Annotated in this window: 14 protein-coding genes and 1 pseudogene; 3 read left to right on the top strand and 12 right to left on the bottom strand. The window is 64.5% G+C overall.

Translation table 11 applies throughout. The annotated features are described in order from the left end of the window. Positions 1 to 45 precede the first annotated feature (45 nt). From Q8R73_RS14160 to coxB, 8 genes are all read right to left on the bottom strand, one after another. The gene (locus Q8R73_RS14160) at positions 46 to 825 is read right to left on the bottom strand and encodes an SURF1 family protein (RefSeq protein ID WP_305720174.1); all 780 of its coding nucleotides are present in this window, start codon (positions 823 to 825) and stop codon (positions 46 to 48) included. Further along, positions 822 to 1,211, bottom strand: coding sequence for a DUF983 domain-containing protein (locus Q8R73_RS14155; protein ID WP_305720173.1), 390 nt, complete (start codon positions 1,209 to 1,211; stop codon positions 822 to 824). Before Q8R73_RS14155 ends, Q8R73_RS14160 begins: the two co-directional genes overlap by 4 nt. Positions 1,212 to 1,421: 210 nt before the next feature. Further along, positions 1,422 to 2,249, bottom strand: a complete 828-nt coding sequence (locus Q8R73_RS14150; protein WP_305720172.1) for a cytochrome c oxidase subunit 3 — start codon at positions 2,247 to 2,249, stop codon at positions 1,422 to 1,424. A gap of 103 nt (positions 2,250 to 2,352) precedes the next feature. Beyond that, entirely contained in the window at positions 2,353 to 3,027 is a 675-nt protein-coding gene (locus Q8R73_RS14145) for a cytochrome c oxidase assembly protein (protein WP_305720175.1), read from the bottom strand. 31 nt (positions 3,028 to 3,058) lie between these two features. Continuing rightward, positions 3,059 to 3,223 carry a CoxF protein gene (locus tag Q8R73_RS14140; protein ID WP_305720171.1) on the bottom strand — a complete coding sequence of 55 codons (165 nt, stop codon included), beginning with the start codon at positions 3,221 to 3,223 and terminating at the stop codon, positions 3,059 to 3,061. 15 nt (positions 3,224 to 3,238) lie between these two features. Continuing rightward, positions 3,239 to 4,174, bottom strand: coding sequence for a heme o synthase (locus Q8R73_RS14135; protein WP_305720170.1), 936 nt, complete (start codon positions 4,172 to 4,174; stop codon positions 3,239 to 3,241). Between the two features lie 57 nt (positions 4,175 to 4,231). Next, positions 4,232 to 5,857: a cytochrome c oxidase subunit I gene (gene ctaD, locus Q8R73_RS14130; RefSeq protein ID WP_305720169.1), complete on the bottom strand. Its 1,626-nt coding sequence runs from the start codon at positions 5,855 to 5,857 to the stop codon at positions 4,232 to 4,234. 82 nt (positions 5,858 to 5,939) lie between these two features. Continuing rightward, entirely contained in the window at positions 5,940 to 6,782 is an 843-nt protein-coding gene (gene coxB, locus Q8R73_RS14125) for a cytochrome c oxidase subunit II (protein ID WP_305720168.1), read from the bottom strand. Between the two features lie 482 nt (positions 6,783 to 7,264). On the opposite strand from coxB, the gene Q8R73_RS14120 reads away from it, so the two are divergent. Together Q8R73_RS14120 and tldD are read left to right on the top strand one after the other, a co-directional pair. Beyond that, positions 7,265 to 7,840, top strand: coding sequence for an invasion associated locus B family protein (locus Q8R73_RS14120; RefSeq protein ID WP_305720167.1), 576 nt, complete (start codon positions 7,265 to 7,267; stop codon positions 7,838 to 7,840). A gap of 130 nt (positions 7,841 to 7,970) precedes the next feature. Continuing rightward, a complete protein-coding gene (gene tldD, locus Q8R73_RS14115; protein ID WP_305720166.1) occupies positions 7,971 to 9,389 on the top strand; it encodes a metalloprotease TldD in 1,419 nt (472 codons plus the stop codon). A 186-nt stretch (positions 9,390 to 9,575) separates the two neighbouring features. On the opposite strand, the gene Q8R73_RS14110 is transcribed toward tldD, so the two are convergent. From Q8R73_RS14110 to Q8R73_RS14100, 3 genes are all read right to left on the bottom strand, one after another. Beyond that, positions 9,576 to 10,079, bottom strand: a complete 504-nt coding sequence (locus Q8R73_RS14110; protein ID WP_371126099.1) for a PAN domain-containing protein — start codon at positions 10,077 to 10,079, stop codon at positions 9,576 to 9,578. A 146-nt stretch (positions 10,080 to 10,225) separates the two neighbouring features. Then, on the bottom strand, positions 10,226 to 11,596 hold the full coding sequence (locus tag Q8R73_RS14105; RefSeq protein ID WP_305720164.1) for a glutamate--cysteine ligase: 1,371 nt from the start codon (positions 11,594 to 11,596) through the stop codon (positions 10,226 to 10,228). 96 nt (positions 11,597 to 11,692) lie between these two features. Next, positions 11,693 to 12,181 (bottom strand): MarR family winged helix-turn-helix transcriptional regulator, encoded by a 489-nt coding sequence (locus Q8R73_RS14100; RefSeq protein ID WP_305720163.1) that lies wholly within the window; start codon positions 12,179 to 12,181, stop codon positions 11,693 to 11,695. A 129-nt stretch (positions 12,182 to 12,310) separates the two neighbouring features. Here Q8R73_RS14100 and gstA point away from each other — a divergent pair, with 129 nt between their 5' ends. Next, entirely contained in the window at positions 12,311 to 12,928 is a 618-nt protein-coding gene (gene gstA, locus Q8R73_RS14095) for a glutathione transferase GstA (protein ID WP_305720162.1), read from the top strand. A 180-nt stretch (positions 12,929 to 13,108) separates the two neighbouring features. On the opposite strand, the pseudogene Q8R73_RS14090 reads toward gstA, so the two are convergent. Beyond that, positions 13,109 to 13,272 (bottom strand): annotated as a pseudogene (locus tag Q8R73_RS14090) (amino acid dehydrogenase); the annotation flags it as partial.

Genomic DNA, 13,272 nt, shown 5'->3' with positions numbered 1-13,272 from the left:
CGAGAAAATTGCGAGTCCGAAATCGTGCAGCGAGACTCTTGCCGGTCACGCGCCGGCCGACCGCCGCCGCTGCGCGCGCCACCACACGGCGAACGCGATGACCACGGCGCCCGCCAGCCCGAACCAGGTGATGACGTATTGCATGTGGTTGTCCTTGAGCCGGACGGTGAGCGGGCCGGGTTTCGGGATGCCGCTTGCCGGCACCGGCGTTTCGAGGTCGACGTAAAACGGCGCGACCGGCTTGCCGCCCTCGCCCCAGCCCAGCGCCCGCGCCATCGCCGGATGGTCGCGGGTGAACCACAGCCGTTTGGCCATATTCTCCGGCGGCGTCAGCGAACCCGCGCTTTCGGGAAAGCGGAGATAGCCCGTCAGCGTCACAGGCTCCGCCGTGATCAGCCGCGTGACAGCGCGGTCCTGCTGGGCGCGGTCCTGCATGGTGTTCTGCACGAAGCCGGCATTGATCACGACGATCTCGCCAGAGGGCAGTGCCGCGGGCAGGAACGCCCAAGTGCCGGGACCGGTGATATCGTCGCGCACCGCCGAGCCGGCGCTGTAGACCATCGCATCGGGCCGGGGCTGCCAGGTCGCGACAAAACGGACGCGGCGGAATTCATCGCGGGCCGGCGTCAGCGCGCTCCATTGCGAGGGCTGCGGCAGCGCGCCGGGAGCCGCCGCGAGGCGTTCGGTCAGGGCCGCGATCAGCGCGTGCTTCTCGGCCCGGCGCTGCAACTGCCATACCCCGAGACCGACGCACAGCGCCACCAGGGCCAGCGAGAAAATGCCGAAGCCGGCGACGCCGCGGCGGGACGCAATGATCCCGCTCATTTCGGCTCGCGATCGATCAACTGGCCGGGTGCCGCCTTGTGGTGGAACTGGAGCGCGATCAGCAGCGACTTCATCGACCGCATCGGCAGCAGCGTGGTCGCGAGAACGAGCGGCAGCCAGAGTGCGGCATGCAGCCAGAACGGCGGCTGGTACTTGACCTCCACGATCAGGGCCGATCCGACCACGATGGCGCCGGCGATCATGATCAGAAAAATCGCAGGCCCGTCGCCGGTGTCGATGAAGGCGTAGTCGAGCCCGCATGATTCACAGCGCGGCCGCAGGCTGAGGAAGCCGGCGTACAATTTGCCCTTGCCACAGCGTGGGCATTTGCAGGCGAGGCCGCGCATCGCGCTCTGCGTCACCGTGGGCAGGGTCTCGTCGGGCATGTTCTGTCCTTCCCCTCTCCCCTTGTGGAAGAAGGTGGCTCGAATGAGCGAAGCGAATTCAAGCCGGGTGACGGGTTTGTCTCTGCGGACCCCTCATCCGGCGCGCTTTGCGCGCCACCTTCTCCCACAAGGGGGGAAGGAAGCAAAAAAGGGCGGCCTTGCGGCCGCCCCCTTGTAGCACAAGGCACGGGGATCAATGCCAAGCCAGCGTCACCGCCCCCAGACATAGATGGCGACGAACAGGAACAACCACACCACGTCGACGAAATGCCAGTACCAGGCGGCGAATTCGAAACCGAGGTGCTGGGTCGGCGTGAAATGCCCGGCATAGACGCGGAACAGGCAGACCAGCAGGAAGATGGTGCCGACCAGCACGTGGAAGCCGTGGAAGCCGGTCGCCATGAAGAAGGTCGCGCCGTAGATGTTGCCGGCGAAGGCGAAGGTGGCGTGGCCATATTCATAGGCCTGCACGCAGGTGAAGGCCGCGCCGAGCAGGACGGTGAGGATCAGGCCCCATTTCAGGCCCTGGCGGTCGTTCTCGAGCAGCGCGTGATGCGCCCAGGTCACCGTGGTGCCCGAGGTCAGCAGGATCAGGGTGTTCAACAGCGGCAGGTGCCAGGGATCGAAGGTCTCGATGCCTTTCGGCGGCCAGACGCCGCCGAACAGCGCCTCGCGGGTGACGTGGACGGCATCGGCGGGGAACAGCGCCGAGTTGAAGTAGGCCCAGAACCAGGCGACGAAGAACATAACTTCGGAGGCGATGAACAGGATCATGCCGTAGCGATGGCTGATCTGCACCACGCGGGTGTGATCGCCCTTGTACTGGGCCTCCTGGATCACGTCCTTCCACCACGCCGCCATGGTGTAGAGCACACCGATGGTGCCGATGCCGAAAACGATCGGGGCGGCGCCGAACATCTTGTGCATCCAGGCGACTGCGCCGACCGCCATGATGAAGGCCGAGATGGAACCGACGACCGGCCACGGGGAGGGATCGACGAGGTGGTAGTCGTGGTGCTTGACGTGCGCCGTAGCCATTGCGGTCTCTCCGTTAGCGGTGCCGTGCTATTCGGCACGCATTCGTCTCAAAAATCAAATCCCGTCCCTGGCGATATTCCGAGGTCCCCGGGGATCCCGGCGGTCAGAGATTGCCCTTGCGCTTGTCCGCCGGCTCGCTCGCCGCCACCGGCTTCGGCGCCGTTTCACGCATGGGGTAGAAAGTATAGGACAGGGTGATGGTGCTCAACCCGTCGTTATCGCTGTCCGCGGCCAGGGCCGGATCGACGTAGAACACCACCGGCATCTGGCGCTTTTCGCCCGGCGCCATGGTCTGATCGGTGAAGCAGAAGCAGTTGATCTTCTGGAAATACGCCCCGACCGTCAGCGGCGCCACATTATAGGCGGCCTGCCCGGTGGTCTCCCGCGCCGACAGGTTGGTCACGTCGTAGAACACGGTGAAGACTTCGCCGATCCGGACCTCGATTTCGGTCTGCTCCGGCTCGAACTTCCATGGCAGTCCCGGTCCGACATTGGCATCGAAGCGCACCGCAATCTTGCGCGCCAGCGGCGCGCCCGATGGAGCCGAGGTCGCGACCTGGGTGGTGCCGTTGAAACCGGTGGTGCGGCAGAACCAGTCGTAGAACGGCACCGCCGCATAGGATGCGCCGAGCATCAGCACCACGACGAAGCCGCAGATCGAAGCCACTGCCGCATCGCGGCCAAGCCCGCGCAGCGAAAAGAGTCCGCGCAGCGAAAACAGCCCGCGTTGACCGTGGCGCGCGGTCGTGGCCTGGCTCGTGGTCGGCGGTTGCGGCATCGTCGGCGGGCGCTCCATGTCGATCCTCTCGTCACATCGGCCGCAGCATCACCGCCGGTCCCTTGACCATGGTGACCGCGAAAAACAGCACGACCAGGACGCCGAGCGCCAGCGCGATGGCGATCGAACGCTCGCGGCGGGTTTTCTTCTGCGCCTCGGTGAGCACGATTCCGTCCGGCTTCTGATTGTCATCCATTCGCTCATGCGCCCCCTACCAGATCGACGGTGCAATGGCATGGACGACGACCTCGAGCAGCAGGGTCGCGAAAAGCACGAACAGATAAACGATCGAGAAGGCGAACAACTTTCGCGTGGCGCGCAAGGCCTGGCTGCCGGTGCGGCGCCGGTAGACGTTCACCGCAAATGCGAACATGACGGCGCCGAGCGCCAGCGATGTCACGCCGTAGACGGCGCCGAAATAGCCGAGCGGCCAGGGAGCCACCGCGACCGCGACCAGCACGATGGTATAGAGGAGGATCTGCAGCCGGGTCGCATCGGGACCGGCAACCACCGGCAGCATCGGCACCCCGGCGCGGGCGTAGTCGTCATTGCGAAACAGCGCCAGTGCCCAGAAATGCGGCGGCGTCCAGAAGAAGATGATCAAAAACAGCAGCAGCGGCTCGATCGACAGCGAGCCGGTCGCCGCCGCCCATGCCACGACCGGCGGCAGCGCGCCGGCGGCTCCGCCGATCACGATGTTCTGCGCGGTCCAGCGCTTCAGCGCGATGGTGTAGATCACGACGTAGAAGAAGATCGTGAAAGCCAGCAATCCGCCGGCCAGCCAGTTGACCAGGACGCCGAGCGTCATGACCGAGAAGAACGCCAGGATCAGGCCGAAGGCGAGCGCTTCCGGGCGCGTGACCCTGCCGCGCGGGATCGGCCGATTGACCGTGCGCGACATCAGCGCGTCGATATCGCTTTCGTACCACATGTTGAGCGCGCCCGAGGCGCCGGCGCCGACCGCGATGCAGAGAATCGAGGTGAAGGCCAGCACCGGATGGACGTGGCCGGGCGCGATCACGAGCCCGACCAGCGCCGTAAAGATCACCAGCGACATCACCCGCGGCTTCAGCAGCGCGACGTAGTCGGCAACTCTGGCCTCCGAGAAGCGGGGCAGTTCGATGGCGTTGTGGTCGATAACCGACAAGACAGGTCTTTCTTCCGTTTAGGGGCGCGGCGCATACGATGCGCCGCGCATGATCGATTACTGCACGCGCGGCAGCACTTCGAACTGATGGAACGGCGGCGGCGACGACAGTGTCCACTCCAGCGTGGTGGCGCCCGCGCCCCACGGATTGGCGGCAGCCTGTTCCTTCTTCACGAACGCCAGGACGACGCCGTAGAGGAAGATCAGCACGCCGAAGCCGGAGAGGTAGGAGCCGAGCGATGACACCAGGTTCCAGCCGGCAAAGGCGTCCGGATAGTCGACGTAGCGGCGCGGCATGCCGGACAGGCCGAGGAAATGCTGCGGGAAGAACACCAGGTTGACGCCGACAAAGGTGACCCAGAAGTGCAGCTTGCCGATGAATTCCGAATACATGTAGCCGAACATCTTCGGGAACCAGTAGTACCAGCCGGCGAAGATGCCGAACACCGCGCCCAGCGACAGCACGTAGTGGAAGTGCGCGACCACGTAATAGGTATCCTGCAGCACGCGGTCGACGCCGGCATTGGCCAGCACCACGCCGGTGACGCCGCCGACCGTGAACAGGAAGATGAAGCCGATCGCCCACAGCATCGGCGTCTTGAACTCGATCGAGCCGCCCCACATCGTGGCGATCCAGGAGAAGATCTTCACCCCGGTCGGCACCGCGATCACCATGGTGGCGGCGACGAAATAGGCCTGCGTCGCCGACGACATGCCGACGGTATACATGTGGTGCGCCCACACCACGAAGCCGATGCCGCCGATCGCGACCATCGCATAGGCCATGCCGAGATAGCCGAATACCGGCTTCTTCGAGAAGGTCGAGACGATCTGGCTGATCATGCCGAACGCCGGCAGGATCAGGATGTAGACTTCGGGGTGACCGAAGAACCAGAACAGATGCTGGAACAGCACCGGGTCGCCGCCGCCTTCGGCGGAGAAGAAGGTGGTGCCGAAATTGCGGTCGGTGAGCAGCATGGTGATGGCGCCGGCCAGCACCGGCAGCGACAGCAGCAGCAGGAACACGGTGACCAGGATCGACCACACGAACAGCGGCATCTTGTGCAGGGTCATGCCCGGCGCGCGCATGTTGAAGATCGTGGTGATGAAGTTGATGGCGCCGAGGATCGAGGAGGCGCCGGCCAGATGCAGCGACAGGATCGCGAAATCGACCGCCGGTCCCGGATGGCCCGAGGTCGACAGCGGCGCGTACATGGTCCAGCCCGCGCCGACGCCGCTGGAGCCCGGCGCACCCTCGACGAAGGTGGACATCAGGAGCAGCGCGAACGAGGCCGGCAGCAGCCAGAACGAGATGTTGTTCATGCGCGGGAACGCCATGTCGGGCGCGCCGATCATCAGCGGCACGAACCAGTTGCCGAAGCCGCCGATCATCGCCGGCATCACCATGAAGAAGATCATGATGAGGCCGTGCGAGGTCACGAACACGTTGTAGGTATGGCTCTCGTGGAACAGCTGCACGCCGGGATACATCAGCTCGATGCGGATCGCGATCGACATCGCGGCGCCGATGATGCCGGCGAAGATCGCGAACACCAGGTACATCGTGCCGATGTCCTTGTGGTTGGTCGAATAGACGAAGCGCCGCCAGCCGGTTGGATTGGCGTGCGCGTGATCGTCATGCGCGTGGGCGTGATCGTGAGGAGCCGGTGTTGCTGTTGCCATTTTCAAATCCTGCCTTGCAGTCCCTGTCGGACCTCGCGGTCCCGTCGCCCTTGTCCCATTGCCGCGCTTAAAGCCGTCAGGCTTACTGCGCGACCGCGCCCGCCGCCGAGGCGAACGAGTTCGCCGGGTTGGTCGCAAACTTCTTCTTCGCAGTCTCAACCCAGGCCGCGAATTCCTGATCGCTCACCACCCGCACCGCAATCGGCATGAAGGCGTGATCCTTGCCGCACAGTTCCGAACACTGGCCGTAGAACATGCCGGTCTTGGTGGCCTTGAACCAGGTCTCGTTGAGGCGACCGGGGATGGAATCGATCTTGATGCCGAACGCCGGCACCGCGAAAGCGTGGATCACGTCGGCGCCGGTGGTCTGGATCCGGATCACCTTGTTGACAGGCACCACCATCTCGTTGTCGACGCCGAGCAGCCGGGGCTTCTTGTCGGCAGCCATCAGCGAATCGAATTCGAACTTGCCGTTATCGGGATAGGCGTAGGTCCAGTACCATTGCTTGCCGGTCGCCTTGACGGTCAGGTCGACCTTGGGGATGTCGAGCTGCTGGAACAGCAGCCGGAACGACGGCACCGCGATGGCGACCAGGATCAGCACCGGAATCAGGGTCCAGGCGACTTCGATCAGGGTATTGTGGGTGGTCTTTGAGGGGATCGGGTTGGCCTTGGCGTTGAACTTCACCACCACCATGATCAGCAGCACCAGCACGAACAGCGTGATGATGGTGATGATCCAGACCAGCAGGGTGTGGAACGAGGTGATCTTGTCCATCACCGGCGAGGCCGATTGCTGCAGGGTCCATTCCCAGGGCGCGGGCTGGCCCAATTCGGCGAAAGCCGCCCCGCCGGCCGCCAGCGCAACGCCTGCCACCGCCAAACCCAGCAACCGTCGGCCAATCCGGCCCTTCGACATCTTCATGCCGCTCGCGCTCCCATGATGAATTCCCAAAGCTAAATCCCCAAAGCATTCCCGCCGGATGGCGGGGAAATGCTGCACGATCCGCCCCGACAAACGGCCTTGGGAAGTACTCCTTCGAGTACCGGGGCCAGAAAGCTAGAACGCGTCGAAATCCAGCCTCTCAAACCATAATTCTCGGGCTCTCGCAATGCAGTAGTGGAGCATGGTTCAGCGCGTCACCGGCAATTCGGCGCCTATCGCATTTTCCCGTAAGATGAGGCCAAGGTCCCCGTCCGGCGGGCCGATCGCGCTTGACAGCCGGATTGCCCGATGTAGGCACAGGCGGGGCGATCCGGCGGAGCCTGATTCGCCTTGGAGAGCAGCCATCCCGGCGCAGGATCCGGGAATGTTGCCTTCAAGGCGCCGTCATTTGCCGTATCAGTCCAAGGTCAGTCCAGCGCTCGGACCGGCCCAGCTGAGGAATATCGAAGGAATCGAGCCTGATGGGGCGTTCGACATACCGGACGAGAAGCGTGGGCCATCGTGGCCATCGATGGGCCGACGGTTCTGGCCGCCTCAAGGCCACGCGCCTGGCCGCGGCGGGCTTCGCCGCCGCGCTGCTGCTGGGCATGACCGGCGCCGCCCACGCGCAGGGCGCGGTGCGCTCGGTGCATGGCGACTGGCAGATCCGCTGCGACACCCCGCCGGGCGCCCAGGGCGAGCAGTGCGCCCTGATCCAGAGCGTGGTGGCGGAAGACCGTTCCAATGCCGGCCTCACCGTGATCGTGCTGAAAACCGCCGACCAGAAGAGCAAGCTGATGCGCGTGGTGGCGCCGCTCGGCGTGCTGCTGCCCTCGGGGCTCGGCCTGAAACTCGACAATCAGGATGTCGGCCGCGCCGGCTTCGTGCGATGCCTGCCCAATGGCTGCGTCGCCGAGGTGGTGATGGACGACAAGCTGCTCGGCCAGCTGCGCACCGCCATGACCGCGACGTTCATCATCTTCGAGACCCCGGAAGAGGGCATCGGGTTTCCGCTGAGCCTCAACGGGATCGGCGAGGGATATGACAAGCTGCCGTGAGAGGGTATTTTTACGCGATCACGGGCCCTCCCCTTTGCGACGAAAGTACCTATCTTCAAGCTGTCTTCGTTCCGGCCTGGAATAGCACGCGCCGTGACGGCCTGAACTGAGAGTTCTTTTGGAGCCCCCCATGACCCCCACCACCTCCCTGCTCGACCGCGCCAATCTCGACCGCGATGCCGTCCGCCATCAGGTGGCGCGCGGGCTGGAGGGGGCCGACGACGGCGAGCTGTTCCTGGAATTCAGCCAGTCCGAGGCGCTGATGTTCGACAACGGGAGGCTGAAGCAGGCCACCTACGATACCGCGCAGGGGTTTGGCCTGCGCGCGGTGAAGGATGACGCGGTCGGTTATGCGCATTCGTCCGACGTGTCGCTGCCGGCGCTGATCCGCGCCGCCGACGCGGTCAATGCGGTGCGCGGCGGCTACAGCGGCAAGCTGGCGGCGGCGCCGCCGCATACCAATGTGCGGCTCTATGGCGACGACAATCCGCTGGACGCGCCGGGCTTCGAAGCCAAGATCAAGCTGCTGGCCGAGATTGACGCCTATGTCCGCGACAAGGATCCGCGGGTGCGGCAGGTTACGGTCAGCCTGATGGCGACCTGGCAGGTGGTGGAGATTTTGCGGCCCGACGGCGAGAGCTATCGCGACATCCGCCCGCTGGTGCGCGTCAATGTCTCGGTCGTGGCCGGCCAGGGCGACCGGCAGGAAAGCGGCAGCAAGGGCTATGGCGGCCGCGAGCCTTACGCGCGCTTCATCGAGACCAGGGCATGGCGCGACGCCGCCGACGGCGCGATCCGCGAAGCCATGGTCAATCTGGAATCGGTGCCGGCTCCGGCCGGCGAAATGGACGTGGTGCTCGGCGCCGGGTGGCCCGGCGTGATGCTGCACGAAGCGGTCGGCCACGGCCTCGAAGGCGACTTCAACCGCAAGCAGACCTCGGCCTTTGCCGGCCTGATGGGCCAGCAGGTCGCGGCAAAAGGCGTCACCGTGGTCGACGATGGCACCATGGCCTCGCGGCGTGGCTCGCTGTCGATCGACGACGAGGGCACGCCGACCAACCGCACCGTGCTGATCGAGGACGGCATTCTGGTCGGCTACATGCAGGACCGCCAGAACGCCCGGCTGATGAACATGAAGCCGACCGGGAACGGCCGCCGGCAAGGCTATTCCCATGTGCCGATGCCGCGCATGACCAACACCTACATGCTTGCCGGGCAGCGCGACCCCGCCGAGATTCTCGCCTCGGTGAAGAACGGCATCTACGCCGCCAATTTCGGCGGCGGCCAGGTCGACATCACCTCGGGCAAATATGTGTTCCAGTGCACCGAGGCCTACAAGATCGAGAACGGCAAGATCGGCGCGCCGCTCAAGGGCGCCATGCTGATCGGCAACGGCCCCACTGATCTTCATCGCATCACCATGGTCGGCAACGACCTGGCGCTCGATACCGGGATCGGCACCTGCGGCAAGAACGGCCAGGGCGTGCCGGTCGGCGTCGGCCAGCCGACGCTGCGGATGGAGCGGATCACGGTCGGCGGCACCGGCTAGCTGGTACCTGGAATTGCCATCATTCGAGACGCGGCGAAGACGCAGCTCCAACTATGCGACCAAGGCGACACGCTGAAAGAATCTGTGGCCGGAGATCACCGTGCTTCCGGCAGCCACGTGACATTTGCAGCTCTGTCATTCCGGGTCTGGTACCAACGCACCATCCCGGAATGACCGTGCAAATTCCTACCGCACCACGCCCGAGATGAACCCGGCCTTGCGCCGCGGCGGCTTGATGTCCTTTTTCAGGAAGCAGCGTGCGGCCTTGCCGGCATAGCCCGGACGGGCATAGGTCCAGGCGCGGCACTTGTTGTCGGCGGTGCAGGCCGCCTTGCACTCGTCTTCGCCGCCCTTCACATCGAAATTACGGTAGTCGCCGCCGAACCGGTCGATCGAGGTTTCGATCTTGTCGTTCCTCGGCTCGACCACGCCCGCGCCGCGCACGCCGGAGACGCAGCAACTGTCCGGGGATCGCGCCGGCACAGTGCTCTTCAGCCAGCACGCCGCGCCGCCATAGGCATCGGTCGGATAGCTGAACGTCCATGACCGGCAGCGCCGGTCGCGCTCACACATCAGGGCGCAATCCGTCGGATCGCCCGACGGAACGGGTGAACGCAGATAGTCGCCGCCCGGACGATCGAAATTGGCCTGCGCCTGGGCGGGTCGGGTGGCCGTGGTGCACGCCAGCATGGCAAATATCACCAAACACGCCCTGAGAAGGCGGCCTCTCCACATACCCTGTCGCTTTCGACTGAATGGAACTGATCCGCGTTCGCAGCCTGCCATTTGATCGCCGCCAACCTGTACGGCGGATGAACGCCGTTCAACAGGTTGAACTAGAAAGCGTATTCGTCATAAGCCGGTTCCACCGAGCCATTCCAGGGACCGTTGAATTTCAACAACATTTCCTCGGCGGGGCTGTGGCCGGAATCGATGATCCGCTCCAGCGGCTCCAGGTAGCGGCTCTCGTCGCGGCCGAGGTGGTCGACCCGCTGACGCCGCCGCAGGCCCGAATGCGCCAGCGCGAGGCATTCCTTGGCGACTTCGAACAGAAAGCGGTCCTTGATCCGGGCCTTGAAGCCGAACCGAGGCACGTCGTCGCGCAGCGACTGGCGCTCCCCGGCATTCCAGTGCTTCACGATCTCCCAGGCGGCGTCGAGGCTGGTGTCGTCGTAGAGCAATCCGACCCAGAACGCCGGCAGCGCCGGCAGCCGTCCCCACGGCACGCCGTCGGCGCCGCGCATTTCCAGGTAACGCTTCAGCCGCACTTCCGGAAATATCGTCGAGAGGTGATTGGCCCAGTCCGACAGCGTCGGACGCTCGCCGGGAAATGCGGAGTTCTTGCCGTCGAAAAAGGCGCGAAACGACGAACCCGAGACGTCGATATATTCTTCGCCGCGTTTCACGAAATACATGGGAACGTCGAGCGCGTAATCGACCCAGCGTTCGAACCCCATACCGTCCTCGAACGCCCAAGGAATCATTCCCGACCGCGCATTGTCGGTATCGCGCCAGATCTCGGAGCGGAACGACAGGAAGCCGTTGGGCTTGCCTTCGGTAAACGGCGAATTGGCGAACAGCGCGGTCGCGATCGGCTGCAGGGCGACCGACACCCTGAGCTTCTTGACCATGTCGGCTTCCGACGAGAAATCGAGATTGGTCTGCACCGTGCAGGTCCGGTACATCATGTCGAGGCCGTACTGGCCGACCTTCGGCATGTACTCGGTCATGATCTTATAGCGGCCCTTGGGCATGCCCGGAATCTGCGCCCGCGACCATGACGGCGTCATGCCGAGCCCGAGGAAGCCGATGCCCAGCGGGGTGGCGATCTCGCGCACCTGCGCCAGATGCGCCATCAGTTCGGACTGGGTCTGGTGCACGGTCTCGACCGGCGCGCCCGACAGTTCGAACTGTCCGCCGGGCTCCAGCGAGATGGCGCCGCCGCCGGTGACGTCGTACAGGCCGATGATGTTGCCGCGCTCCATGATCGGCTCCCAGCCGAGCAGCAGTTGCATGCCTTCCAGCAAGGCGCCGATGCCGCGCGCGCCCTCGTACGGCACGGGCTGATGGCCCTGCAGCGTGAAGGGGGTTTTCTCGTGCTCGGTACCGATCCGGAATTCGGACGGCGGTTTCACGCCCGCCGCCAGCCACGCCACCAATTCGTCGCGCGACTGCAGCGGCGTCATATCGATCTGATCACGCGCCATTCAAATACCGGATGTGGGGCGCAGCGAACGAATGCGCGAGGTGTCGGGGGTATCCGCGGGCCAGCCGGACCGGGGACACTTGCGGTGAAAATGCTATCATCGGGCGGGCGCGCCGTCTCTCGCGGCGAGCGTCGGCGCCTCGCCGCAGGAGCAGCCGAGCCGGTCGAGCAGTCCGCAGAGCCTGACGGCATCCGCGTCGGACAGTTTCGAGCCGACGTGTTTTTCGATCGCGGCGGAATACGCGTTCCACATCTTCTTCTGCAGTTCGCGTCCCGCCTCGGTGATCTCGACGAACTGGCCGCGCTTGTCGATCTTGCATTCCCGGCGCGCCGCCAGTCCCTCGTCCACCAGCCGGTCGATCAGCCGCGAGGTCGAGTATTGCGGGATCAGCATCTGCTTTTCCAGCTCGACCGGGCGCATTTCGCCGGACGGCGCCCGCGACAGTTCGAGCAACGCGTCATACCAAGCCAGCGGCGGAAAGCCGGCCTTCTTCAGCTCCTGCTCGACGGCATCGAGCACCCGGCTCTGCACCCGCATCAGGCGGATCCAGGCGGCGGTCGCCTCGGTCGATGGTTTGCGCTTCATGGTCCAGCCCACAATGTCGGGAGAGAGTGTACCGCACTAAATGCAGCTGCATCAATCTTGACTATTTCATGCAGATGCATTTAATCCCCCCGTCCCGTATAGCCAATAATGCAAGCGAAGGAAAATTCCATGAAGCTGTACTATTCCCCCGGCGCCTGCTCGCTCTCCCCCCACATCGCGTTGCTCGAAGCGGGCCTGCCCTACGATCTGGTCAAAGTCGATCTGAAGGCCAAAAAGCTCGAAAACGGCGACGATTTCCTTGCGATCAACCCCAAGGGCCAGGTGCCGACGCTCACGCTGGACTCGGGCGAGGTCGTGACCGAAGGCCCCGTCATCGTCCAGATGATCGCCGACAAGGCGTCAGCCAAGAATCTCGCGCCCGCCCGCGACAGCGCCGAGCGCTACAAGCTGCAGGAGTGGCTCACCTACATCAATTCGGAAGTGCACAAGAATTTCGGCCCGATGTTCTCGCCGGTGCTGGCCGACGATGCCAAGGCGTTCTTTAAGGACCGCGTGATGGGCAAGTTCAAGTACCTCGACGGCGCGCTTGCGGGTAAGGACTACCTGATGGGCAAGCAGTTCACCGTCGCCGACGGCTATCTGTTCACGATGCTGTCCTGGGCCGAGCGGATGAAGTTCGACCTCGCCGCCCTGCCGAACCTGCTCGCCTACAAGGCCCGCGTCGGCGCCCGCCCGGCGGTGCAGGAAGCGCTGGTCAAGGAAGGCCTGATGAAGGCCGCGGCGTAAGCCAGCGAGAAACGCGACAAAGCCAAGACGTCATTCCGTGCGTTAGCACCAGACCTTAGGAGCGCGATTGCGCACCGGGGAATCTCGAGATTCCGGGTTCGATGCTTCGCATCGCCCCGGAATGACGAAACACAAAGGGCCGGATCGATGATCCGGCCCCCTTTTTGTCTTGCGAGGCGATCAGTACCGCGCAGGCGAGAAGGCCGCAGCGTCGGTGAAGGGCTCCTCGCCGTTCATCAACTCCGCCAGCATGCGGCCGGTCGTAGGCCCGAGCGTGTGGCCGTGATGGCCGTGCCCGAAATGCATCCACAAACCCTTGTGCTTCTGCGCCGGTCCCACGACCG

It is taken from the genome of Bradyrhizobium sp., from assembly GCF_030697065.1.
Taxonomy (GTDB): domain Bacteria; phylum Pseudomonadota; class Alphaproteobacteria; order Rhizobiales; family Xanthobacteraceae; genus Bradyrhizobium.
Note: the sequence above shows the minus strand (reverse complement) of the source record. Positions and strands in the feature narration are given on the sequence as shown.

What these genes read in the sequence shown, in the direction of transcription:
- Q8R73_RS14145 (WP_305720175.1), bottom strand. Translation starts at nt 3,027, where the DNA reads ATGCCGCAACCGCCGACCACGAGCCAGGCCACGACCGCGCGCCACGGT.
- Q8R73_RS14105 (WP_305720164.1), bottom strand. Translation starts at nt 11,596, where the DNA reads ATGGCGCGTGATCAGATCGATATGACGCCGCTGCAGTCGCGCGACGAA.
- Q8R73_RS14155 (WP_305720173.1), bottom strand. Translation starts at nt 1,211, where the DNA reads ATGCCCGACGAGACCCTGCCCACGGTGACGCAGAGCGCGATGCGCGGC.
- Q8R73_RS14160 (WP_305720174.1), bottom strand. Translation starts at nt 825, where the DNA reads ATGAGCGGGATCATTGCGTCCCGCCGCGGCGTCGCCGGCTTCGGCATT.
- coxB (WP_305720168.1), bottom strand. Translation starts at nt 6,782, where the DNA reads ATGAAGATGTCGAAGGGCCGGATTGGCCGACGGTTGCTGGGTTTGGCG.
- Q8R73_RS14100 (WP_305720163.1), bottom strand. Translation starts at nt 12,181, where the DNA reads ATGAAGCGCAAACCATCGACCGAGGCGACCGCCGCCTGGATCCGCCTG.
- gstA (WP_305720162.1), top strand. Translation starts at nt 12,311, where the DNA reads ATGAAGCTGTACTATTCCCCCGGCGCCTGCTCGCTCTCCCCCCACATC.
- Q8R73_RS14150 (WP_305720172.1), bottom strand. Translation starts at nt 2,249, where the DNA reads ATGGCTACGGCGCACGTCAAGCACCACGACTACCACCTCGTCGATCCC.
- Q8R73_RS14120 (WP_305720167.1), top strand. Translation starts at nt 7,265, where the DNA reads ATGGGGCGTTCGACATACCGGACGAGAAGCGTGGGCCATCGTGGCCAT.
- Q8R73_RS14140 (WP_305720171.1), bottom strand. Translation starts at nt 3,223, where the DNA reads ATGGATGACAATCAGAAGCCGGACGGAATCGTGCTCACCGAGGCGCAG.
- ctaD (WP_305720169.1), bottom strand. Translation starts at nt 5,857, where the DNA reads ATGGCAACAGCAACACCGGCTCCTCACGATCACGCCCACGCGCATGAC.
- tldD (WP_305720166.1), top strand. Translation starts at nt 7,971, where the DNA reads ATGACCCCCACCACCTCCCTGCTCGACCGCGCCAATCTCGACCGCGAT.
- Q8R73_RS14110 (WP_371126099.1), bottom strand. Translation starts at nt 10,079, where the DNA reads ATGCTGGCGTGCACCACGGCCACCCGACCCGCCCAGGCGCAGGCCAAT.